The sequence below is a fragment of the Burkholderia sp. NRF60-BP8 genome (genome assembly GCF_001522585.2).
Taxonomy (GTDB): domain Bacteria; phylum Pseudomonadota; class Gammaproteobacteria; order Burkholderiales; family Burkholderiaceae; genus Burkholderia.
In genome coordinates this window covers 1,848,616-1,870,208 of the sequence record NZ_CP013372.1, presented here as the reverse complement: position 1 = coordinate 1,870,208, position 21,593 = coordinate 1,848,616, and the positions used below count along the sequence as shown (strand labels likewise).

General features: G+C 67.8%; 16 protein-coding genes and 1 pseudogene. 11 read left to right on the top strand and 6 right to left on the bottom strand.

The window, feature by feature from the left end; all coding sequences use genetic code 11:
- Positions 1-54 precede the first annotated feature (54 nt).
- A complete protein-coding gene (locus tag WS54_RS08710) occupies positions 55-1,806 on the top strand; it encodes an ABC transporter permease (protein WP_059780573.1) in 1,752 nt (583 codons plus the stop codon).
- A gap of 11 nt (positions 1,807-1,817) precedes the next feature.
- Positions 1,818-3,164 carry an ABC transporter ATP-binding protein gene (locus WS54_RS08705; protein ID WP_108041812.1) on the top strand — a complete coding sequence of 449 codons (1,347 nt, stop codon included), beginning with the start codon at positions 1,818-1,820 and terminating at the stop codon, positions 3,162-3,164.
- A gap of 27 nt (positions 3,165-3,191) precedes the next feature.
- Here WS54_RS08705 and WS54_RS08700 read toward each other — a convergent pair whose 3' ends face one another.
- The gene (locus WS54_RS08700; RefSeq protein ID WP_034204514.1) at positions 3,192-4,070 is read right to left on the bottom strand and encodes a MurR/RpiR family transcriptional regulator; all 879 of its coding nucleotides are present in this window, start codon (positions 4,068-4,070) and stop codon (positions 3,192-3,194) included.
- Positions 4,071-4,437: 367 nt separating this feature from the next.
- Between WS54_RS08700 and ggt the strand changes: the two genes are divergently transcribed.
- Together ggt and WS54_RS08690 are read left to right on the top strand one after the other, a co-directional pair.
- Positions 4,438-6,189 (top strand): gamma-glutamyltransferase, encoded by a 1,752-nt coding sequence (gene ggt / locus WS54_RS08695; protein WP_059782966.1) that lies wholly within the window; start codon positions 4,438-4,440, stop codon positions 6,187-6,189.
- Positions 6,190-6,370: 181 nt separating this feature from the next.
- The gene (locus WS54_RS08690) at positions 6,371-7,699 is read left to right on the top strand and encodes a dicarboxylate/amino acid:cation symporter (RefSeq protein ID WP_059782967.1); all 1,329 of its coding nucleotides are present in this window, start codon (positions 6,371-6,373) and stop codon (positions 7,697-7,699) included.
- Positions 7,700-7,702: 3 nt separating this feature from the next.
- On the opposite strand, the gene WS54_RS08685 is transcribed toward WS54_RS08690, so the two are convergent.
- Positions 7,703-8,092, bottom strand: a complete 390-nt coding sequence (locus tag WS54_RS08685) for a DUF3331 domain-containing protein (protein WP_059782969.1) — start codon at positions 8,090-8,092, stop codon at positions 7,703-7,705.
- Positions 8,093-8,136: 44 nt separating this feature from the next.
- Positions 8,137-9,429: an NAD(P)/FAD-dependent oxidoreductase gene (locus WS54_RS08680; protein WP_059782971.1), complete on the bottom strand. Its 1,293-nt coding sequence runs from the start codon at positions 9,427-9,429 to the stop codon at positions 8,137-8,139.
- Positions 9,430-9,575: 146 nt separating this feature from the next.
- On the opposite strand from WS54_RS08680, the gene WS54_RS08675 reads away from it, so the two are divergent.
- Entirely contained in the window at positions 9,576-10,229 is a 654-nt protein-coding gene (locus WS54_RS08675; protein ID WP_034204519.1) for a TetR/AcrR family transcriptional regulator, read from the top strand.
- Positions 10,230-10,251: 22 nt separating this feature from the next.
- Here the strand turns inward: WS54_RS08675 and WS54_RS08670 are convergent, their stop codons facing one another.
- Entirely contained in the window at positions 10,252-11,163 is a 912-nt protein-coding gene (locus WS54_RS08670) for a LysR family transcriptional regulator (protein WP_034204520.1), read from the bottom strand.
- A gap of 114 nt (positions 11,164-11,277) precedes the next feature.
- On the opposite strand from WS54_RS08670, the gene WS54_RS08665 reads away from it, so the two are divergent.
- The gene (locus WS54_RS08665; RefSeq protein ID WP_059782973.1) at positions 11,278-12,039 is read left to right on the top strand and encodes an SDR family NAD(P)-dependent oxidoreductase; all 762 of its coding nucleotides are present in this window, start codon (positions 11,278-11,280) and stop codon (positions 12,037-12,039) included.
- A 24-nt stretch (positions 12,040-12,063) separates the two neighbouring features.
- Here the strand turns inward: WS54_RS08665 and soxR are convergent, their stop codons facing one another.
- Positions 12,064-12,543 (bottom strand): redox-sensitive transcriptional activator SoxR, encoded by a 480-nt coding sequence (soxR, locus tag WS54_RS08660; protein ID WP_034204522.1) that lies wholly within the window; start codon positions 12,541-12,543, stop codon positions 12,064-12,066.
- Positions 12,544-12,622: 79 nt separating this feature from the next.
- Between soxR and WS54_RS08655 the strand changes: the two genes are divergently transcribed.
- The 5 genes from WS54_RS08655 to WS54_RS08630 all read left to right on the top strand — a co-directional run bounded on the left by WS54_RS08655 (position 12,623) and on the right by WS54_RS08630 (position 21,115).
- Positions 12,623-13,819, top strand: a complete 1,197-nt coding sequence (locus WS54_RS08655; RefSeq protein WP_059782975.1) for an efflux RND transporter periplasmic adaptor subunit — start codon at positions 12,623-12,625, stop codon at positions 13,817-13,819.
- Positions 13,820-13,832: 13 nt separating this feature from the next.
- Positions 13,833-17,006: an efflux RND transporter permease subunit gene (locus tag WS54_RS08650; protein ID WP_059784917.1), complete on the top strand. Its 3,174-nt coding sequence runs from the start codon at positions 13,833-13,835 to the stop codon at positions 17,004-17,006.
- Entirely contained in the window at positions 17,003-18,526 is a 1,524-nt protein-coding gene (locus tag WS54_RS08645) for an efflux transporter outer membrane subunit (RefSeq protein ID WP_059782978.1), read from the top strand. The genes WS54_RS08650 and WS54_RS08645 overlap by 4 nt, the downstream gene beginning before the upstream one ends.
- Positions 18,527-19,076: 550 nt before the next feature.
- Complete coding sequence (locus WS54_RS08635) at positions 19,077-20,327, top strand: MFS transporter (protein ID WP_059782980.1); 1,251 nt, start codon at positions 19,077-19,079, stop codon at positions 20,325-20,327.
- Positions 20,328-20,503: 176 nt separating this feature from the next.
- Positions 20,504-21,115 (top strand): cysteine hydrolase family protein, encoded by a 612-nt coding sequence (locus tag WS54_RS08630; RefSeq protein WP_059782983.1) that lies wholly within the window; start codon positions 20,504-20,506, stop codon positions 21,113-21,115.
- 203 nt (positions 21,116-21,318) lie between these two features.
- Here the strand turns inward: WS54_RS08630 and WS54_RS08625 are convergent.
- A pseudogene (locus tag WS54_RS08625) lies at positions 21,319-21,507 on the bottom strand (nuclear transport factor 2 family protein); the annotation flags it as partial.
- Between the last annotated feature and the right edge of the window lie 86 nt (positions 21,508-21,593).

Sequence of the window (21,593 nt, the reverse complement as noted above, 5' to 3'; positions counted from 1 at the left end):
CGCGCGGCACGCGGCCGGACCCATCGATTTTCAATTCGACACAAGACGCTACCGATGGATATCAGTTTCGATCCGAACCGCACCGCCAACGCCTCCGCGTGGCGCGTGCTGCCCAACCGCTGGGATGCCGTCGCGTTTCCGCTGATCATCTGCGTGCTGGCGATGGCGATCGTCGGTTTTCACCAGACAATGGCGCCGATCGGCGTGCTGCAGACGCAGAAGATCTCGCTCGATCCGGCGAGCCTGCCCGAATACGCATTGCGCACCACGCTGCGGATGCTCGCCGCGATGGTCGCGTCGCTCGTGTTTACGCTCGTCTACGGCACGCTCGCCGCGAAAAGCCGCCGCGCGGGCATGGTGCTGATCCCGATCCTCGACATCCTGCAGTCGGTGCCGGTGCTCGGCTACATCTCGTTTACGGTCACGTTCTTCCTCGCGCTGTTTCCGGGGCGCGTGCTCGGTGCGGAGCTGGCCGCGATCTTCGCGATCTTCACGAGCCAGGCATGGAACATGACGTTCAGCTTCTACCAATCGCTGCGCACGGTGCCGCGCGACTTGAGCGAAGTGTCGCGCGGTTTTCACCTGACGGCGTGGCAGCGCTTCTGGAAGCTCGAAGTGCCGTTCTCGATGCCGAGCCTGATCTGGAACATGATGATGTCGATGTCGGGCGGCTGGTTCTTCGTCGTCGCATCGGAGGCGATCACCGTCGGCAACCAGACGATCACGCTGCCGGGCATCGGCGCGTATCTCGCGCAGGCGATCTCGGACAAGAATCTCGGCGCGGTCGGCTGGGTGATCGTCGCGATGTCGGTCGTGATCCTCGCCTACGACCAGTTCCTGTTCCGCCCGCTGGTCGCGTGGGCCGACAAGTTCCGAATGGAGAACACCGCGTCGGGCGATGCGCCGCAATCGTGGCTGCTCGACATGATGCGTCGCACGCACCTGATCCATCAGTTGCTCGTGCCGGCCGGCTGGCTGCTGTCGCAGGCCGCCCGGATTCCGCTGCGACTGCCGGCGCTGAAGGGCACGCGTGCGCGCGGCGCATCGTCGCGCCGTTCGTCGCGTATCGGCGACATCGTATGGGGCGCGTTCGTGATCGTGCTGACGGCGTACGTCGTGTGGCGCGTCGTCGGCTTCGTCGCGACCGGCGTGACGATGGCCGAGGTCGGTCACGTGCTCGTGCTCGGGCTCGTCACGCTGCTGCGCGTGCTGGTGCTGATCGCGATCGCGTCGGCGATCTGGGTGCCGCTCGGCGTATTGATCGGGCTGCGCCCGAAGCTGGCCGAGAAGGTCCAGCCGCTCGCGCAGTTCCTCGCCGCGTTTCCGGCGAACCTGCTGTTCCCTGTGTTCGTGATCGTGATCGTCCGCTTTCACCTGAACGCGGATATCTGGCTGTCGCCGCTGATCGTGCTCGGCACGCAGTGGTACATCCTGTTCAACGTGATCGCGGGCGCGATGTCCTATCCGAACGACTACAAGGAAGCGACGAAGAATTTCCGCATCCGCGGCTGGCAGTGGTGGCGCCAGGCGATTCTGCCGGGCATTTTCCCGTACTACGTGACGGGCGCGATCACCGCATCGGGCGGCGCGTGGAACGCGAGCATCGTGTCCGAGTTCGTGCAGTGGGGCGACACGAAGGTCGTCGCGCACGGTCTTGGCTCGTATATCGCGCAAACGACCGCCGCCGGCGATTTCCCGAAGATCATCCTCGGCATCGCCGTGATGTCCCTGTTCGTTACCTTGTTCAACCGCCTGCTGTGGCGTCCGATGTACGCCTATGCGGAATCCCGGCTCCGTCTCGATTGAGAGTAAGCGCGATGCAAAATCCGACCGTTATCAACGCCCCCGTCAAGACGTCCCAGCCGCTGCAGCCGCCCCGGCTCGGCGAGGAAATCCTGCGCGTCGAGCACGTGAACCGCGGCTTCAACAAGACGCAGGGCGAGCTGCTCGTGCTCGACGACGCGAACCTGTCGCTGCGCGAAGGCGAGATCGTCGGCTTGCTCGGCCGATCGGGCTCGGGCAAGTCGACGCTGCTGCGCATCATCGCCGGTCTGATCGAGCCGACCGACGGCGAAGTGACCTATCTCGGCAAGCCGTTGCGCGGCCCGGCCGAGGGCGTCGCGATGGTGTTCCAGACCTTCGCGCTGTTCCCGTGGCTCACCGTGCTGCAGAACGTGGAAGCCGGGCTCGAGGCGCTCGGCGTCGGCGCGCGCGAGCGGCGCGAACGCGCGCTGGCCGCGATCGACCTGATCGGCCTCGACGGCTTCGAGAACGCGTATCCGCGCGAGCTGTCGGGCGGGATGCGCCAGCGCGTGGGCTTTGCGCGCGCGCTCGTCGTCGATCCGACCATCCTGCTGATGGACGAACCGTTTTCCGCGCTCGACGTGCTGACCGCCGAAACGCTGCGTACCGACCTGCTCGATCTGTGGACGCAGGGCCGCATGCCGATCAAGTCGGTGCTGATCGTCACGCACAACATCGAGGAAGCGGTGTTCATGTGCGACCGGATTCTCGTGTTGTCGTCGAACCCGGGCCGCGTGATCGCCGAGATCAAGGTGCCGTTCAAGCATCCGCGCAATCGTCTCGATACCGATTTCCGCAAGCTGGTCGACGACATCTACGCGAAGATGACCGCGCGCCAGACCGGCGAGGCGACGAAGAAGGGGCTCGAACTCGGCAGCTGGCTGCCGCAGGTGTCGACCAACCTGATGGCCGGCCTGATCGAGACGCTCGCGATGGCGCCGTACCACGGCCGCGCCGACATGCCGGAAATCGCGCGCACGCTGCACCTAGAGGTCGACGACCTGTTCCCGATCGCGGAAGTGCTGCAGTACCTCGGCTTCGCGGACGTGCGCGAAGGCGACGTGTTCCTGACGCCGCCTGCGCGCGTGTTCGCGGAATTCGGCACGCAGGAGCGCAAGCTGATGTTCGCGGATCACCTGCTGAAGCACGTGCCGCTCGCCGCGCGGATCAGGAAGGTGCTAAACGAGCGTCCGGGCCACCGCGCGCCGCGCGTGCGCTTCGAGCAGGAACTGGAGGATTTTCTGTCCGACGAAGCGGCCGAGGAAACGCTCGACGCGGTGATCGACTGGGGGCGGTACGGCGAGGTCTTCTCGTACAACGACAAGACGGAAGTGTTCAGTCTGGAGGACGTCGAGAGTTGAGCGCCGCGCCCGAATGGCGAGCGCGTGTCATTCGGGCAAATCGCGCTGGGTGGTATCCCATTCGATCCCGCCCGCGTTGAGCTGCTCGATCTTCTCCATCCGCTGCCGCGCCAGTTCCGGCAGCCGGTTCGTCACGCCGATCACCAGCGCTTCGGCGAGCGCCAGCGCCGGCACGTTGGTCTGCAGCATCGCGAAAGGGCGCCCCTGGATCCGCAGCACGATCTCCGCGAATTCGCCGATCGGCGAGCGCCATTCGTCGGTGATCAGCAGGATCCGCGCGCCGAGCCGGTGCGCGGCCTGCGCGAAGCGGATGCTGTCCTTCTGGTAGCGGCGAAAGTCGAAGATCACGAGCAGGTCGTTGCGCCCCATGTCGGCCAGCGCGACGGACGCGAGATTCACGTTCGGCTCGACGTACTGCACGTGCGGCCGCGCATACGCCAGCGTGAACGAGAACAACGACGCGAGCGGCGCCGTATAGCGCCCGCCGCCGCAGAAGATGCGTACGTCCGGATCGGCCAGCACCGCCACCGCTGCGTCGAACGCGGCCGCGTCGAGCCCTTCGATCGTGGTCGCGAGCGATTCGGACAGCCGCTGGAAAATCGCCGCGTGGCTGTCGCGCATGCCCGTTTCCGAATGAAAGGCATCCATGCGCGCGAGCGGCGAATTCATCGCGGTGTCTATTTCGTCGTGCAGCGCCTGCTGGAACGACGAGTAGTTCGGAAAGCCGATCCGGACGACGAAGCGGAACACGGTCGGGTCGCTGACTTCCGCCTGCTTCGCGAACTGCGCGATGGGACCCAGCCCGAGACTGGGATAGCGATCCAGCAATGCCTGCGCGACCTTTTGTTCCGACGGCGTGAAGCTATCCATCTGGGATAACAGCAACGCCCTGATGCTCGTCCCCATCGGCACTCCGGCTCTCTATCTGAATTGAACGATCGAACGGCAGACGTGCGTCTGCCGGTAACTGCACGCATGTTAGCCGATCGACGTGCGGCAGGCCGCGTACGGTTCGAAATTAGAGGGACGTATCGCTCGACCCACGGATACGTTCATATGTGTAATAAATCGAACATGCTTCAACAAAGATAGTCCCGCATGCCCGCTTTTAATTCAGTGATTACCCTAGTTTTTGACGCAAAAAAGCGGGTGTTATGATCGCGGCCTTGTGGAAATGTACCGTTTATTACACGTCGAACGGGCGGCGTCGATACGCGGCGGTGCGGCCGCGCATCCCGGCATGCGCCGGTTTATTCGTCTGGAGGATTCCGTCATGAGGCGGCTCGTAGTACTCACCCTGTTGTCCGCGATGAGCGTGTGCGCGTTCGCGGCGTCGGATCCGGCGGTCGAAGCGAAGAACGGCATGGTCGTGTCGTCGCAGCACTTCGCGTCGCAGATCGGCGTCGACATCCTGAAGGCTGGCGGCAACGCGGTGGACGCGGCGGTGGCCGTCGGCTATGCGCAGGCCGTGACCAACCCGTGCTGCGGCAACATCGGCGGCGGCGGCTTCATGACGCTCCACCTGGCCGACGGTCGCGACCGCTTCATCAATTTCCGCGAGACCGCGCCGGCCGCGGCGTCCGCGAACATGTATCTCGATGCGGCCGGCAACGTCATCCCGGACCAGAGCCTGTACGGCTATCGCGCGGTCGGCGTGCCGGGCACGGTGGCCGGGCTCGATCTCGCGCAGCGCAAGTACGGGAAACTGACGCGCAAACAGGTGATGGCGCCGGCGATCCGGCTCGCGCGCGACGGCTTCGTGCTGACGCGCGGCGATACCGACATCCTCGACACGACGGTCGAGCGCTTCAGGAAGGACCCGGAAGCCGCGCGCATCTTCCTGCGCCCGAACGGCACGGCGTTGCAGCCGGGCGATCGTCTGGTGCAGAAGGATCTGGCGCGCACGCTCGAGCGCATCGCGGAGGAGGGGCCGGACGCGTTCTATCACGGCGAGATTCCGAAGATCGTGGAAGCGGCGGCCAGGCGCGGCGGCGGCGTGATCGCGGCGGCCGATTTCGCGTCCTATCGCGCGCAGGACATGGCGCCGCTGACGTGCACGTATCGCGGCTACGAGTTCGTGTCGGCGCCGCCGCCGAGTTCGGGCGGCGCGACGATGTGCGAGACGCTGAACATCCTCGAAGGGTATGACCTGCGCAAGCTCGGCTACCACTCGGCCGCGGCGGTCCACTATATGACCGAAGCAATGCGCCATGCGTACGAAGACCGCAACACGCTGCTCGGCGATCCGGACTTCATCGACAACCCGGTCGCGAAGCTGACGAGCAAGGAATACGCGGCGCAGATCCGCAAGAGCATCCATGCCGACACGGCGACGCCGTCGGTCGACGTGCAGCCCGGCGTCGGCGTGCACGAGAAGCCGGAAACGACGCATTACTCGATCGTCGACCACGACGGCAATGCGGTGTCGACGACCTATACGGTCAACGGCCGCTTCGGCGCCGTGGTCATCGCGCCGGGCACGGGCTTCTTCCTGAACGACGAGATGGACGACTTCACAGTGAAGGTCGGCGCGCAGAACCTGTTCGGCCTCGTGCAGGGCACGCGCAACTCGATCGCGCCGGGCAAGCGTCCGCTGTCGTCGATGGCGCCGACCATCGTGAAGAAGGACGGCAAGGTGTTCATGGTGGTCGGTTCGCCGGGCGGCTCGCGCATCATCACGATCACGCTGCAGACCGTGCTGAACGTGATCGACTACGGGATGACGCCGCAGGACGCGGTCGCCGCGCCGCGCATCCATCATCAGTGGCTGCCCGACGCGGTCTATTACGAAACCTACGGCCTGTCGCCCGACACGCTCGCGATCCTTCGCAACATGGGCTACAAGATGGTCGAGCAGACGCCGTGGGGCGCCGCCGAGCTGATCATGGTCGGCCTGCCGGGCACCGAAGCCGCGAGCCGCCAGAGTTCCGGGAACGATTCGTCCGTGTCCGGCAACGTGCGTGTCGGCTTCATCTACGGCTACAACGATCCGCGCCGTCCGGCGGGCTCCGCGATCGGCTATTGACCCGGTCGTTTCATGCCGGACCGCTGCCGCCGGCGTTCGCGTTGCTGCGAATGCCGGTGCGGCGGCAGCGCGTCCGATCGCGGACATCCGTGTCGGCCCGGGCGGCGCGCCCCGCGCGCCCCCTGGCACGGCACGCGCCTCCTTCTTCCGTCAACTCCATCGCCGTGCGGCGAATTCCATCATGAACAAACGAATGTCTGCGGCAGGCTGGATCCTGCTCGCGATGGCAGCCGGCATCCTGATCGGCTACCTGATCTACACGCAGCTTCCGGACAAGCAGTCGGCCGCCGAAATCGCCGGCTACATCTCGCTCGTGTCCGACGTGTTCCTGCGGCTGATCAAGATGGTCATCGGCCCGCTGGTGTTCTCGACGCTGGTGGTCGGCATCGCGCACATGGGCGATGCGTCGTCGGTCGGGCGCGTGTTCGTGAAGGCGCTCGGCTGGTTCGTCACCGCGTCGCTGGTCTCGCTGCTGCTGGGCCTGCTGATGGCGAACCTGCTGCGGCCCGGCGAGAACCTCGGCCTGCCGCTGCCGGACATCGGCGCGTCCGCGCATCTCGCGACGTCCAAGTTCACGCTGAAGGATTTCGTCGGGCACATGGTGCCGAAGTCGATCGCCGAGGCGATGGCGAACAACGAGATCCTGCAGATCGTCGTGTTCTCGATGTTCTTCGGCGTCGCGCTCGCCGCGCTCGGCGAGCGCGGCAAGATCCTCGTCGCCGCGATCGACCAGCTCGCGCACGTGATGCTGAAGATCACCGGCTACGTGATGAAGCTCGCGCCGCTCGCGGTGATGGCCGCGATGGCGTCGACCGTCGCGGTCAACGGGTTGTCGATCCTGCTGAAGTTCGCGGTGTTCATGGGCGACTTCTACGTGAGCCTCGTGCTGCTGTGGGCCACGCTCGTCGCGGCCGGGCTGCTGTTCCTCGGCCGCCGTGTGTTCAAGCTGCTCGTGCTGATCAAGGAAGCGTTCATGCTGTCGTTCGCGACGGCCAGCTCCGAAGCCGCGTATCCGAAGATCCTCGACGCACTCGACCGCTTCGGCGTGCGCCGCAAGATCTCCAGCTTCGTGATGCCGATGGGCTATTCGTTCAACCTCGACGGGTCGATGATGTACTGCACGTTCGCGTCGCTGTTCATCGCGCAGGCATACGACATCCACCTGTCGTTCGGCACGCAGGTCACGATGCTGCTGATCCTGATGCTGACGTCGAAGGGGATGGCCGGCGTGCCGCGCGCATCGCTCGTCGTGATCGCGGCGACGCTGCACCAGTTCAACATCCCGGAGGCCGGGCTGCTGCTGATTCTCGGCGTCGACACGTTCCTCGACATGGGCCGCTCGGCCACCAATGCGGTGGGCAACTCGATCGCCAGCGCAGTGGTCGCGAAGTGGGAAGGCGAGTTGATGTCGGAATCCAAAGCGAATGCGCATGCCGCGCATCTCGACGCGGAGCTCGAACGGCAGAACGATGCGCCGGCCTATGGCGCCGGTCAGACCACGTCGACCTGACGGTCAGGCCGCCAGGGCGTCGTCGATGCACGCCGCGAGCACCATCGCGGCGGCGTTGCCCGGCGTCGAGCCGAGCAGTTGCGGCGCATAGACGCTGTCACCGATCTCGATCGATCGCCCCGACAGCGCGCACACGCCGCGCTTGCGCGTCGTGAACAGGCGCCACTTCTGGTAGCCGTAGTGCCCGGTGCACGCGTCGCACCACGAGATCATCACGGTGTCGGCCGTGGGCCGTTCCAGCACGCTGATGGTCGGCTTGCTCGTCGCGTCCCACGCCGGCAGCCGGTCGCGCGTGACGCTGCGCCGCCGCGGGCCGCCCCACGAGACGGACGGCATGTCGAAGCGGCCGATTGCGGCGACGGTCATGAGCCAGGGCGCTGCACGGTTGTTCATGTGTCTGTTCCTCGAAACGTTACGCGGTGCCGCGACGCGCGGCATCACGACAGGCGGATGCGCGGCTGCACCCAGCCGTTGATCCGTTCGGCGATCCACAGCAAGGTGGCCTTGGGGAAACCGTGCAGCGCCTGCTGGTGCCGCCGGTAGAGCATCAGGTGGCTGAACTGCGCGAAGCGCCCCTGGATGAAGCCGCCGCGGAAGAACCCGAACTGCCCGAGCGTGCCGAACGCGTCGTAATCGCTGATCGACACCAGCGCGCCGAAATCGCGGAACGCGAAAGGCGGAATCGGCGTGCCGTCGAGCCATGCGGGAAGGTGCTTCGCGAGATGCTCGGCCTGCTGCGTCGCGACCTGCGCGGTCGGCGGCAGCGGCCGTTCGTGGCCGTCGGGCAGCAGGCTCCCGCAATCGCCGATCGCGAACACGTGCTCGTCGCCGGTTGCCTGCAGCGTGGGGCCGACCACGATCTGGTTCGCGCGGTTCGTGTCGAGCCCGCCCAGCGCCTGCATGAAATCGGGCGCCTTCACGCCGGCCGCCCAGACCATCAGGTCCGCTTCGGCGAACGAACCGTCGCCGTAATGGAAGCCGTTCGCGTCGGCCGATGTGACGCGCGTCGACGTCAGTACGTGAAAGCCGATCTGTTCGAGCCGCCGCTGGGCCGACGCGGAAATCCGCGCCGGAAACGCGTTGAGGATGCGTGGGCCGCTTTCGAGCAGCGTGAGCTGCAGCCGCTCGCGCACCGTTTCGTCACCGTACGCCTGCGCCACTTCCAGCAACCGGCTCAACTCCGCCGCGAGCTCCACGCCCGTCGCGCCCGCGCCGACGATCGCGACGCGAAACGGCTCGTCGCGCGCGATGCTGCGGAACACGCGCATCCGCAACGCTTCGTTGAAGGTTTCCGCTTGCTGCTGGCTGTCGATGAAGTAGCAGTGCTCGCGTACGCCGGGCACGCCGAAATCGTTGGCCTGGCTGCCGAGCGCGAGGATCAGCACGTCGTATTCGAGTTCGCGTGCGTCGATCACCACGTCGCCATCCTGCGAGCGGATCTCGCCGAGCTGCACGCGGCGGCGTGCGCGATCGAGCCCCTTCAGTTCGCCGGGCTGGTACGCGTAGCCGTGATCGCGGGCGTGGGCGAGGAAGATCACCTGTTGCTGCTGGACGTCGCGCGTGCCGGCCGCGATCGTGTGCAGCATCGGCTTCCAGATGTGCGTCGGACTGCGGTCGACGACCGTGATCTGCGCCCGCCCGGATCGGCCGAGACGCTCGCCCAGACGGGTCGCGAGCTGCAGTCCGGCGATCCCGCCGCCGACGATGACGATGCGTGTAGGGGTTGTCATGTATAAATCATCACGTGATGAATAAGGTATGATCCTAGCGCTTCCCGGCTCGGCGTGTCAACGCAGCGGGGCAGGCCGCCCGCTTCCGGTACGCGAAGCCGGGTACCGGGCACGGGCATTCGAATCGTTCAAGGAGCAGGAAAAACGTGGCAGAAGTCACTGAGCGCGCGCCGTCGAAGCGGCGTACGCGCGGACGGCCGCTGGCGGACGCGTCCGTCGGTCCGGACGTGATATTGCGGGCCGCGCGCCGCACGTTCGCGAAGCGCGGCTACGACGCGACGAGCGTGCGCGAAGTCGCGCGCGAGCTGGGCATCGATGCGGCGCTGATCGCCCATCACTTCGGTACGAAGGAAACGTTGTGGCTGGCGGTCGTCGAGCAGATCGCCGAGTTGGCCGAACCGATGTTCGACGCGCTGCGCGCGTTGCGCACGTCGTCGCTGCCGCATCGCGATCGCGTGCGGCGCGCGCTCGAGCTGTGCGTCGATCACGAGTTCGCGGAGCCGGATATCGCCATGTTCTTCTCGACGGCGGCGACCGAGGAGGGCGGGCGGCTCGACCGGCTGCAGGAGCGGATCGTGCGCCCGTATCACGACGCGATGTTGCCGCTCTTGGCGGACGCGGTCGAGGCCGGCGCGATCCGTCCGGTCGATCCGAACGTGCTGTTCTTCATGATCGCGAGCGCCGTGGGCACGACGGTGTCGTACAGCCACATGATGCTGGAGTTCACGTCGCTGCCGACGCGGCCGGAAGCATTCCGGCAGGCCGTGCTCGGCGTCGCGCTCAACTTCCTCGGCGACTGAACGCCGCGCGCGATGCGCGCGGTCACGTCGCGGCAACCAGCCCCAGTTCGCGCACCGCGTCGCGCGCGCTCTCGCGCAGCGCATCGACGAGCGGCGACGGTGTACGGTACGCGAGCGCCAGTTCGTACGCGAGCGGGCTGCCCGCATCCTTCAGTTCGCAGAACGTAATGCCTTGCGGCTGCATCGGCACGAACAGGCGCGGCATCAGCGCGATGCCGATGCCGCCCGCGACGAGCCCGGCCGTCGTCTGCATCTGGCGCGGTTGCTGGACCACGCGCGGCGCGAAGCCCGCCTGCGCGCATGCCGTCACGATCAGCGCATGCATGCCGGGCCCGTGATGCGCGGCAAACATGACCCACGGTTCGTCTGCCAGTTCGGCCAGCGCGATGCGGCGGCGGCGCGCGAGCCGATGGCCGTCGGGCAGCGCGGCCACCATCCGGTCGCGCAGCAGCGGTTCGACACGCACGTCGCCGGCGTCGGCCACCGGCAGCACGACGAGGCCGACGTCCGTGCGATCGTGACGCAGCGCCAGCACCTGCTCGGCCGTCGTGCCTTCCTCGAGCTGGAAATCGACGCCCGGATGCCGTTCCTGGAACGCGCGCAGGATCAGCGGCAACAGCGCATTGACCGTGCTGTCGACGAAGCGCAGCCGCAGCGTGCCGCCGAGGCCGGCGCCCGCGCGGCGCGCCGCGGCCACCGCGCGCTCGGCCTGTTCGAGCGCGCGCCGCGCTTCGAGCAGGAATGCTTCGCCGGCCGGCGTGAGCCGCGAGCCGCGCGTGTCGCGGTCGAGCAACGCGACGCCCAGTTCGTCCTCGAGCTTGCGGATCGCCGCGCTGAGCGGCGGCTGGGCCATGTGCAGCCGCTCGGCAGCGCGCCGGAAGCTGAGCGTTTCGGCGACCGCGATGAATTGCCGGAACTGGCGCAGATCGATCATGGCGATACCTTCTGCGTATCAATATGTCATCGAATTCGTATTTTACCTATCGCCTTCCGTTGCCCACACTGCAAACGTCACCAATCGTCAACACCGAGGAAAGGAGGGCAGGTCATGACGGGCAACGAACGACAACGCACGGCGATCGTCACGGGCGGATCGAGCGGGATCGGCTTCGCGATCGCGCGCCGGCTGGTGCAGGACGGGTATCGCGTCGCGATCGTCGGGCGCGAAGCGGCGCGGCTGAAGGCGGCCGTCGAGCGTCTGGGCGGCGCGGCGATCGGGCAGGCCGGCGACCTCGGCGTGCGGCGCGACGCGCAAGCGGTCGTCGCCGCGATCGTCGCGCGATGGCCGCGCATCGACGTGCTGGTCAACAACGCGGGGCTGACCGGGCGCGTCGGCGCGGATACCGAAGCGGCGGAGGCCGAGGCCGTATGGGACGCGGTGCTCCATGCGAACCTGAAAAGCCTGTTTTTGACGACGATGGCCGTGCTGCCGCACCTGGCCGACCATGCCGCGCGCATCGTCAACATCGGTTCGATCGCGGCGCGCGCCGGCAGCCTGCTGCCGGGCGGCCTCGCGTATGCGGCCGCGAAGGCCGGCGTCGAAGGCTTCACCGTCGCGCTGGCGCGCGAACTCGGGCCGCGCGGGGCGACGGTCAATACGGTCGCGCCCGGCTATGTCGCCGATACGCGTTTTTTCGGCGACAGCGGGGTCGCGCCGGCCGTCGCGGCGACGATCCGCGAGCAGACGCCGGTCGGCCGCGCCGGGCAGCCGGACGACATCGCCGATGCGGTCGCCTGGCTCGCCGGGCCGCGCGCGTCGTTCGTCACGGGCGCGACGATCGCGGTGAACGGCGGCTGGCGTGTCGGGTGATGCAGGACGCGCGCGGCCCGCGCGTCATTCGGAATCGGTCGGCGGCTTGTCGCCGAGCCAGCGTCGCGCGCCGGGCCCGTTGCGGCCCGCGCGGTCGTCCGGGTTGGTCAGCTTGCAGCGTTTCAGCGACAGGCAGCCGCAGCCGATGCATTCGTCGAGATTGATGTAGAGCCGCTGCAGCTCCTCGATCCGGCTCGCGACGCGCTGCTTCCAGCCGCGCGACAGCCGCTGCCAGTCCTTGTTGCTCGGCGCGGTGTCCTCGGGCAGGCTGACGAGCTGTTCGGCGATTTCGTCGAGCGAATAGCCGATCTTCTGCGCGAACACGATGAACGCGATCAGCCGCAGCACCGCACGCGAATAGTGGCGATGACTCGAGCCGTTGCGGTGCGACTTGATCAACCCGCGCATCTCGTAGAAGCGCAGCGTCGACGCCGGCACGCCGCTGCGCGCGGCCACTTCGCGGATCGACATCAGCGGCCACTGCGGGGTTTCCTGGATACCCATGACACCCTCCGGGAAAGCTTGACTTGAAGTTAACTTGAACTTTTATGCTACGCGGCAGTTTAACCCGTCGCGAGGCATCATGTTCTCCTTTTCCCTACGCAGGACGTCGCCTTTGGGCGCCGCCTGTGCCCTGTTGCTGGTGTTGTCGGGTTGTCACGACGGCAAAGGCGCATCGTCGGCCCATCCTCTTCCCGAAGTCGGCGTCGCCACCGTCGCGCCGCATACCGTTCGCCTCGCGGACGAATTCAACGGACGCGTCGAAGCGGTCGACGCGGTCGAGCTGCGGCCGCGCGTGAGCGGCTATCTGCAGCGTGTCGCGTACAAGGAGGGCGACGTGGTCGCGCAGGGTGCGCTGCTGTTCGAGATCGATCCGCGCCCGTACCGGATCGCGCTCGACCGTGCGCATGCGCAGCAACAGCGCGCCCGTGCGGCCGCGAGCCTCGCGAACGTGCAACTCAAGCGCGTGCAGACGCTGATCGATGCGCACGCGACGTCGCAGGAAGAACTCGACAACGCGCGCGCGACTGCCGAGCAGGCACGCGCCGATCTGCAGGCGGCCGATGCGGCCGTTGCCGACGCGAAGCTCAATCTCGGTTTCACCGAAGTGCGCGCGCCGATCGCGGGCCGCGTCGGCCGCGCGGTCGCGACCGTCGGCAATCTCGCGCGTGCGGACGACACGCTGCTGACGACCGTCGTGTCGCAGGATCCGGTCTACGTGTATTTCGATTGCGACGAGCAGAGCTATCTGCGCTACAACGCGCGGCGCGCCGACCCGAAACATCGCGCGATCGGCGCCGATCCGGTGCGCATCGGCCTCGCGAACGAGACGGGCTTCCCGCATGCGGGCACCGTCGATTTCCTCGACAACCGGCTCGATCCGCAGACCGGCACGATCCGCGCACGCGTGCGGCTGCCGAATGCGGACCATGCGTTTACGCCGGGCCTGTATGCGCGCGTGCAGCTCGTCAGCGGCCGCGACCAGAGCGCATTGCTGGTCGACGACAAGGCCGTGCTGACCGACCAGGACCGCAAGTACGTGTACGTGATCGGCGCGGGCGACAAGGCGCTGCGCCGCGACGTGACGATCGGCCGCGAACTCGACGGCGAGCGGATCGTCGAGAAGGGGCTGCAGGCGGGCGACCGCGTGGTCGTCGACGGCGTGCAGCGCATCTACTATCCGGGCGCGCAGGTGAAGCCGAAGGCGCTGCCCGCGCGCGCCGATGCGGGCAGCGCGACGCAGGCGGTCGCCGATGCCGGCGCGCCTGCCGCGCAATGACGGGAGCGATACGATGGATTTCTCCCGATTCTTCATCGACCGGCCGATCTTCGCGGTCGTGCTGTCGATCGTCATCTTCGCGATCGGTCTGATCTCGATTCCGATGCTGCCGGCCGGCGAATATCCGGAAGTCGTGCCGCCGAGCGTCGTCGTGCGTGCGACGTACCCGGGCGCGAACCCGAAGGAGATCGCCGAGTCGGTGGCCGAGCCGCTGGAAGAGGCGATCAACGGCGTCGAAGGCATCATGTACATGAAGTCGGTCGCCGGTTCGGATGGCAGCCTGCAGGTCGTCGTCACGTTCCTGCAGGGCGTCGACCCCGACACGGCCGCCGTGCGCGTGCAGAACCGCGTGAGCCAGGCGCTGTCGCGCCTGCCCGACGAGGTGCGCCAGTACGGCGTGACCACGCAGAAGCAGTCGCCGACGCCGCTGATGTACGTGAGCCTCTATTCGCCGGACAACAGCCGCGATTCGCTGTACCTGCGCAACTACCTGACGCTGCACGTGAAGGACGAACTGTCGCGGCTCACCGGCATCGGCGACGTCGGCGTGTACGGCTCCGGCGATTACGCGATGCGGCTGTGGCTCGACCCGAACCGGCTCGCGTCGCGCGGCTTGACCGCGAGCGACGTGATCGCGGCCGTGCGCGAGCAGAACGTGCAGGTGTCGGCCGGTCAGCTCGGCGCGGAGCCGTCGCCGAAGCAAAACGACTTCCTCGTGTCGATCAACGTGCGCGGCCGCCTGCGCACGGTGCAGGAATTCGGCGACATCGTGCTGCGCAACGGCGACGACGGCCAGGTCGTGAAGCTGTCCGACGTCGCCCGCATCGAGCTCGGCGCGGGCGACTACACGCTGCGTTCGTATTTCAACGACAGGCATTCCGCCGTGGTCGGCATCTTCCTGTCGCCGGGCGCGAACGCGCTCGACGTCGCGAAGGCCGTGTATGCGAAGCTCGACGAGCTGTCGAAGCGCTTTCCGCCCGGTGTCGCATACCGCCCCGTGTGGGACCCGACGGTATTCGTGCGCGAATCGATCCGCGCGGTGCAGCACACGCTGATCGAGGCCGTCGTGCTGGTCGTGCTCGTCGTGATCCTGTTCCTGCAAACGTGGCGCGCGTCGATCATTCCGCTCGTCGCGGTGCCGGTGTCGGTGGTCGGCACGTTCGCATGGCTCTATCTGCTCGGCTACTCGATCAACACGCTGACGCTGTTCGGGCTCGTGCTCGCGATCGGCATCGTCGTCGACGATGCGATCGTCGTCGTCGAGAACGTCGAGCGCAACATCGCGCAGGGGCTGAGCCCGCGCGACGCCGCACACCAGGCGATGCGCGAGGTGTCGGGGCCGATCGTCGCGATCGCGCTCGTGCTGTGCGCGGTGTTCGTGCCGATGGCTTTCATGTCGGGCGTGACCGGCCAGTTCTACAAGCAGTTCGCGGTGACGATCGCGATCTCGACGGTGATCTCCGCGATCAACTCGTTGACGCTGTCGCCCGCGCTCGCCGCGAAGCTGCTGCGTCCGCACGGCGCGCCGAAGGATGCGCTGACGCGTGCGCTCGATCGCGCATTCGGCTGGCTGTTCCGTCCGTTCAACCGGTTCTTCGAACGCAGCTCCGATCGTTACCACGGCGTCGTCGGCCGCATGCTGAAGCGGCGCGGCGGGGTGTTCGCGGTCTATGCGGCGCTGCTCGCGGCGACCGCGCTGCTGTTCGACGCGGTGCCGGGCGGCTTCATCCCGGTGCAGGACAAGCTGTACCTGTTCGCGGGCGCGAAGCTGCCGGAAGGCGCGTCGCTCGCGCGCACCAGCGCGGTGACCGAGCAGATGACGAAGATCGCGCTCGGCACCGACGGCGTCGAGATGGTGCCGGCGTTCGCCGGGCTGAACGCGTTGCAGGGCGTGAACACGCCGAACATCACGAACTCGTACGTGATCCTGAAGCCGTTCGACCGGCGTCATCGCAGCGCCGCGCAGATCAACGCGGACCTGAACGCGCGCTTCGCGGCGATCGGCGGCGGCATCACCTATGCGCTGATGCCGCCGCCGATCCAGGGTCTCGGCAACGGCTCCGGCTATTCGCTGTACCTGGAGGATCGCGGCGGGCTCGGCTACGGCGAATTGCAGAAGGCGCTCGGCGCGTTTCAGGCCGCGGTCGCGAAGACGCCGGGGATGAGCTATCCCGTCAGCTCGTACCAGGCGAACATCCCGCAGCTCGAGGTGAAGGTCGACCGGCTCAAGGCGAAGGCGCAGGGCGTCGCGCTGACCGATCTGTTCAATACGTTGCAGGTCTATCTCGGCTCGATGTACGTGAACGACTTCAACGTGTTCGGCCGCGTGTATCGCGTGATGGCGCAAGCGGATGCCGGTCACCGGCAGACGGCCGCCGACATCGCGAACCTGCGCACGCGCAACGCGAAGGGCGAGATGGTGCCGATCGGCTCGATGGTGACGGTCGGGCCCGCGTACGGCCCCGACCCGGTCGTCCGCTACAACGGTTATCCGGCCGCCGATCTGATCGGCGACGCCGATCCGAAGACGATGTCGTCGTCGCAGGCGATCGCGAAGCTGCAGCAGATCGCGAAGGACGTGCTGCCGCCGGGCATCACGCTCGAATGGACCGACCTCAGCTACCAGCAGGTCACGCAGCGCAACGCGGCGATCGTCGTCTTTCCGCTGGCCGTGATGCTGGTGTTCCTGGTGCTCGCGTCGCTGTACGAGAGCTGGACGCTGCCGCTCGCGGTGATCCTGATCGTGCCCGTGTGCATGTGCGCGGCGCTGTTCGGCGTGTGGCTGTCCGGCGGCGACAACAACGTGTTCGTGCAGGTCGGCCTGGTCGTGCTGATGGGGCTGGCGTGCAAGAACGCGATCCTGATCGTCGAATTCGCGCGCGAGCTCGAGATCCAGGGTAAGGGCGCGGTCGAAGCGGCGCTCGAAGCGTGCAGGCTGCGGCTGCGTCCGATCGTGATGACGTCGGTCGCGTTCATCGCGGGCTCGGTGCCGCTGCTGATCGGCAGCGGCGCGGGCAGCGAAGTGCGGGCGGCCACCGGCGTCACCGTGTTCGCCGGGATGCTCGGTGTCACGCTGTTCGGGCTGTTCCTGACGCCCGTGTTCTATGTGGCGATCCGCAAGCTCGCGGGCGGCACGCCGGCCGTCTGGCGCGAACAGCACGGCACCCTCGAAGGAGAAAGCCGATGAGCGCCGCTTTCCGTCTTTCCGCGCTGGCGATGTCGGTGACGCTCGCCGCGTGCGCGGTCGGCCCCGATTTCGAACGGCCCGATACGGCCACCGCCGCGCGGTTCGCGCGCGACACCCGTCCGACGACGCAGCGCGACGCGGCGACGGCCCGGACACGGCCCGATATGCTGCCCGACGCGTCGGCCGACGCCGATGCCACGTTCTGGCGCGGGTTCGGCGATCCGGTGCTGACGCAGTTGATCGATGCGGCGCTCGCGGCGAACCAGGACCTGCAGGTCGCGGTGTCGCGTTACGACGCGTCGAATGCGCTGTTGTCTCAGGCAACGTTCGACCGCTATCCGACGCTCACCGCGAGCGGCCGGATCGGCCATCAATTGATGAGCAAGGATCAGGCGTTCGGCGCGCCGCGCAGCCAGCGCGACACGCCGACGTCGAGCGTCGGCATCAATGCCGCGTGGGAACTCGACTTGTTCGGCCGCGTACGCCGCTCGATCGAGTCGCAGCGCGCGGAAACGGCGGCCAGCGCGGCCGACGTACGCGCGGTGCGGGTCGCGATCACGGCGGAGGTCGCGAGTACGTACGTCGATCTGCGCGGCTCGCAGGAGCGGTTGCGGATCGCCCGCGAGAACGCCGACAACCAGAAGCAGACGCTCGCGCTGATCAATGCGCGCGTCGGCGCGGGACGCGGCTCCGACCTCGACGCGGCGCGCGCACGCGCGCAGTACGAATCGACGACGTCGCGGATCGCCGTGTACGAAGCCGCGATCGGCGTCGACGAGCATCGGCTCGCGGTGTTGACCGGGCAGACGCCGGATGCGCTGATCGGCCGGTTCGACTTGCCGAAGACGACCGCGCCGACGGGCACGCCGGTCCCGCTGCCGGCGCTCGCGGCCGACATCGATCCCGGCACGCCAGGCGACCTGCTGCGCCGCCGCCCCGATGTCGCGGCCGCCGAGGCGCGGCTGCATGCGGCGACCGCGCGTGTCGGCGTCGCGACCGCCGACCTGTTCCCGCGCTTCACGCTGTCTGGGTTGCTCGGCAGCGCGACGAGCAGCTACGGGTTCTTCCGCGCGGGCAGCGACACGAACCTGATCGCGCTCGGCATCGACTGGTCGTTCCTCGACGTCGGTCGCGTGCGTGCACGGATCGCGGCGAGCGACGCGGAAGCGGCCGGCCAGCTTGCGCAGTACCGGCAGACCGTCCTCGGCGCGCTGGAGGAAACCGAGAACGCGCTGCTGCGTGTCGCCCGCACGCGTGACGAGACCGCGCACCTCGTGCGCGCGGCCGACGACAGCGCACGCGCCGCGCAGCTTGCGCAGGCGCGTTTCTCGGCCGGCGCGATCGACTACTACGAAGTGCTCGATGCGCAGCGCACGCTGCTGCAGGCGCAGGACGCGGCGGCCGACGGACGGATGCGCAGCGCGGCATCGACGGTCGCGCTGTACAAGGCGCTCGCGGGCGGCTGGCCGTCGGGCACGGGGCAGGGCGTGCAAGGCCCGCTCGCTCGGTCGGGGAAGTAGCGCGGGCAGGGTTCGGGTCTTGCTCGCGGCGATGCGGGAAGCTCAGGCCGACGGTCTGACGGGTCGTTGCTCCGGCGAGCGGTACGAGCGCGATGCGGTGCGCGAACAGCTCGCGCGCACGGCCGGGGCAGCAGCGAGCAGCCGACGCTGCCCGATACGAGGTTGGTCGGCGAGAGGATGTCGCCTACCCGCGTCGCGACGTTCGTCGTCACGTGGCTGACGTGTGCGAGCGGGTCGCCCGTCGTACCCGCGTGGTACGTGCCGTTCGCGAGATCGTTCGGGTTCCCATCCAACGTGTTCGTGCCCGTCGGCGCGCCGTGCATGGTCGCGCGCCGACTTGGTTCAGGGCGGGCCGCCGTGCGTCGAGTCGCCCGGCGTGCCGGGATCGATGTCGGCCGCGAGCGCCGGCGGCGGGACCGGCATGCCCGTCGGCGCGGGCCGCATGCGGGGTATCGCGCGAACCGATGCTTAGCATCGCCGGTGGCGGCCTACCGCGGCCGCCGCCCTGTCATTACGCTTGGGCGATCGTCCACTCTGTCCGGAAGGTCGCATGTCCCGGTTCGATTACAAACTGCTCGGCCCCTGCCTGCTCGCCATCGCGCTCGACGCGATGGGGTTCGGGCTCGTTTATCCGATGATGTCCGCCATCTTCAGCGATCCGCACGCGGGCATCCTGCCGGCCGGCGCCAGTGCACACGCGCGCAATTTCTATCTCGGTCTCGGCTACGGGATCTACCCGCTGTGCATGTTCTTCGGCTCGTCGCTGATGGGTGAGCTGTCCGATCGCTACGGCCGCCGTCGGATCCTGCTGCTGTGCTTGCTGGGCCTCGCGATCGGCTACGCGACGATGGCGGCCGGTGCGTGGCAGGGCAGCGTCGCGCTGCTGCTCGCCGGCCGCGGGCTCACCGGCCTGATGGCCGGGTGCCAGGGCATCGCGCAGGCGGCCGTCGCCGATCTCGGCACGCCCGATACGAAGGCGTTCGACATGAGCATCATGTCGCTCGCGTTCAGCGCGGGCGTGATCGTCGGCCCGGTGCTCGGCGGCGTCGCGTCCGACCGGACGATCTCGCCGCTGTTCGACTACGGCACGCCGTTCGTGCTGGTCGCGGCGCTGTCGCTGATCTGCGCGTGCTGGACCTGGGCGTCGTATCGCGATTGCGCCGCGCCGCGCGGCGATACGCGCATCGATCCGCTGCTGCCGTTGCGGATCATTCGGGAGGCCGCGCGCCAGCGCAACGTCGCGTTCCTGTCGGTGGTGTTCTTCCTGATGCAGGTCGGCTACGGGCTTTATCTGCAGACCATCATGCTGCTGTTGCAGGCGAAATTCGGCTATACGAGCGCGCGGCTCGGGCTGTTCAGCGGCGTGATCGGCATCTGCTTCGTGTTCGGCCTGGTGTGCGTCGTGCGGCTGATGCTGCGCGTGTGGGGCGTGATCGACATCGCGAAGACGGGCCTGCTGGTGGCCGGCCTTGGCCAGATCCTGTCCGCGTTGTTTCCGCACGAACCGGTGCTGTGGGTGCTCGCGATGGTCGTCGGCTGTTTCGACATGGTTGCGTACACAACGATGTATACCGCGTTTTCCGATGCCGTCAGCGACGATCGGCAGGGCTGGGCGCTCGGCGTCGCGGGCTCGGTGATGGCGGTCGCGTGGGTCGTGACGGGCGCGCTGACGAACCTGCTGCCCGTATTCGGCGAAATCGGCCTGCTGATGATCGGCGGCGCGGGTTTCCTGCTCAGCTTCGCGATGATGGTCGCTTACGGCCGTACGCGGCCGGGCGCACGAACGGCCGTGCTGTCGTAGGCGGCGCTCGCGCACGTTGGCCCGATTCTGTCGGACGTTGTCCCGCGCGCCGCTGTCGCGACACGCCGCGCGGCCCGACACTGGCGCGTCGCGGCCGGGGAGGTTCCGGGCCGCGTCCGGCGACGCCGCAAGGCCGGCGCGCCGTTCCGCCAATGTGTCGACCGAGAGGACATCCCATGCAACATCCGACCATCCGTACCCTGGCCGGTGCGAGCGCGCCGACGTCGATCGCCGCCGCGCGCACCGCGCTGCTGGTGATCGATTTCCAGAACGAATACTTCAGCGGCCGTCTGCCGATTCCGGACGGGCCGCGTGCGCTGGGCAATGCACGGCGCGTGATCGCGTTCGCCGACCGCGCCGGTATTCCGGTGTTCCACGTCCAGCACGTCGGGTCGGCAGACAGCCCGATCTTCGCCGACGGCAGCGACGGCTTCCGCTTTCATGCGGACCTGCAGCCGGCGCCCGCTCACACGGTCGTGAAGAAAACGTCGGTGAGCGTCTTCCCGACGACGGACCTCGATGCGCGGCTGAAGGCGGCCGGCATCGACACGCTGATCGTCACCGGCCTGATGACGCATGCGTGCGTGGCCGGCGCGGCACGCGATGCGGTGCCGCTCGGCTATGCGGTGATCGTCGTCGACGATGCCTGTGCGACGCGCGATCTCGACGTCGCGGACGGCGGCACGGTGGCGCACCGCGACCTCCATCGTGCGACGCTGGCCGCATTGTCGGACACGTTCGGCGACGTGCTGACCACCGAGCAGGTGCTGGCGCTCGGCGTCGCGTGACGGCGCCAGTTCGCGCGCCGATCGCCCGAGGCCCGGCGCGACGGACGTGCTTCGCTGCGAAAGCAAATGCAAATGCACGTCTCGATCGCACGGGGCGGCGCGAGCGTCGCTACCGAACGGGCGAACCGATTGCCATCGGAGCTCGCGAAGCAGCGTCGATTCGGCCGGCATAGGGGGCGGCCGATCGCGTCCGGCCTCGTGCATCAGAACATCGTGTTCCGGTTCGCGGACGTTTCGGGTACCGGCTGAATCACGTCCCAGTGTTCGACGATCTTGCCGTCCTTCACGCGGAAGATGTCGACCACCGCTTCGCCGCGATCGCCCGGATGCTCGGTCGCATGCACGTGCAGGTAGACGAGATCGCCGTCGGCCGCGCTGCGGACGATGCGCGCATCGGTTCGTTGACCGGCGGTGTGCAGTAGACGATCTCGATGGGTTGAAGCGTCCCGGACGCATTCGCATCGCCACATCTTGTGAC

Excerpts from the sequence above, each read along its gene's own strand:
- WS54_RS08635 (WP_059782980.1), top strand. The coding sequence starts at position 19,077 with ATGTCCCGGTTCGATTACAAACTGCTCGGCCCCTGCCTGCTCGCCATC.
- WS54_RS08690 (WP_059782967.1), top strand. The coding sequence starts at position 6,371 with ATGAACAAACGAATGTCTGCGGCAGGCTGGATCCTGCTCGCGATGGCA.
- WS54_RS08705 (WP_108041812.1), top strand. The coding sequence starts at position 1,818 with ATGCAAAATCCGACCGTTATCAACGCCCCCGTCAAGACGTCCCAGCCG.
- WS54_RS08685 (WP_059782969.1), bottom strand. The coding sequence starts at position 8,092 with ATGAACAACCGTGCAGCGCCCTGGCTCATGACCGTCGCCGCAATCGGC.
- WS54_RS08645 (WP_059782978.1), top strand. The coding sequence starts at position 17,003 with ATGAGCGCCGCTTTCCGTCTTTCCGCGCTGGCGATGTCGGTGACGCTC.
- WS54_RS08680 (WP_059782971.1), bottom strand. The coding sequence starts at position 9,429 with ATGACAACCCCTACACGCATCGTCATCGTCGGCGGCGGGATCGCCGGA.
- WS54_RS08655 (WP_059782975.1), top strand. The coding sequence starts at position 12,623 with ATGTTCTCCTTTTCCCTACGCAGGACGTCGCCTTTGGGCGCCGCCTGT.
- WS54_RS08650 (WP_059784917.1), top strand. The coding sequence starts at position 13,833 with ATGGATTTCTCCCGATTCTTCATCGACCGGCCGATCTTCGCGGTCGTG.
- WS54_RS08665 (WP_059782973.1), top strand. The coding sequence starts at position 11,278 with ATGACGGGCAACGAACGACAACGCACGGCGATCGTCACGGGCGGATCG.
- WS54_RS08710 (WP_059780573.1), top strand. The coding sequence starts at position 55 with ATGGATATCAGTTTCGATCCGAACCGCACCGCCAACGCCTCCGCGTGG.
- ggt (WP_059782966.1), top strand. The coding sequence starts at position 4,438 with ATGAGGCGGCTCGTAGTACTCACCCTGTTGTCCGCGATGAGCGTGTGC.
- WS54_RS08700 (WP_034204514.1), bottom strand. The coding sequence starts at position 4,070 with ATGGGGACGAGCATCAGGGCGTTGCTGTTATCCCAGATGGATAGCTTC.
- soxR (WP_034204522.1), bottom strand. The coding sequence starts at position 12,543 with ATGGGTATCCAGGAAACCCCGCAGTGGCCGCTGATGTCGATCCGCGAA.
- WS54_RS08630 (WP_059782983.1), top strand. The coding sequence starts at position 20,504 with ATGCAACATCCGACCATCCGTACCCTGGCCGGTGCGAGCGCGCCGACG.
- WS54_RS08670 (WP_034204520.1), bottom strand. The coding sequence starts at position 11,163 with ATGATCGATCTGCGCCAGTTCCGGCAATTCATCGCGGTCGCCGAAACG.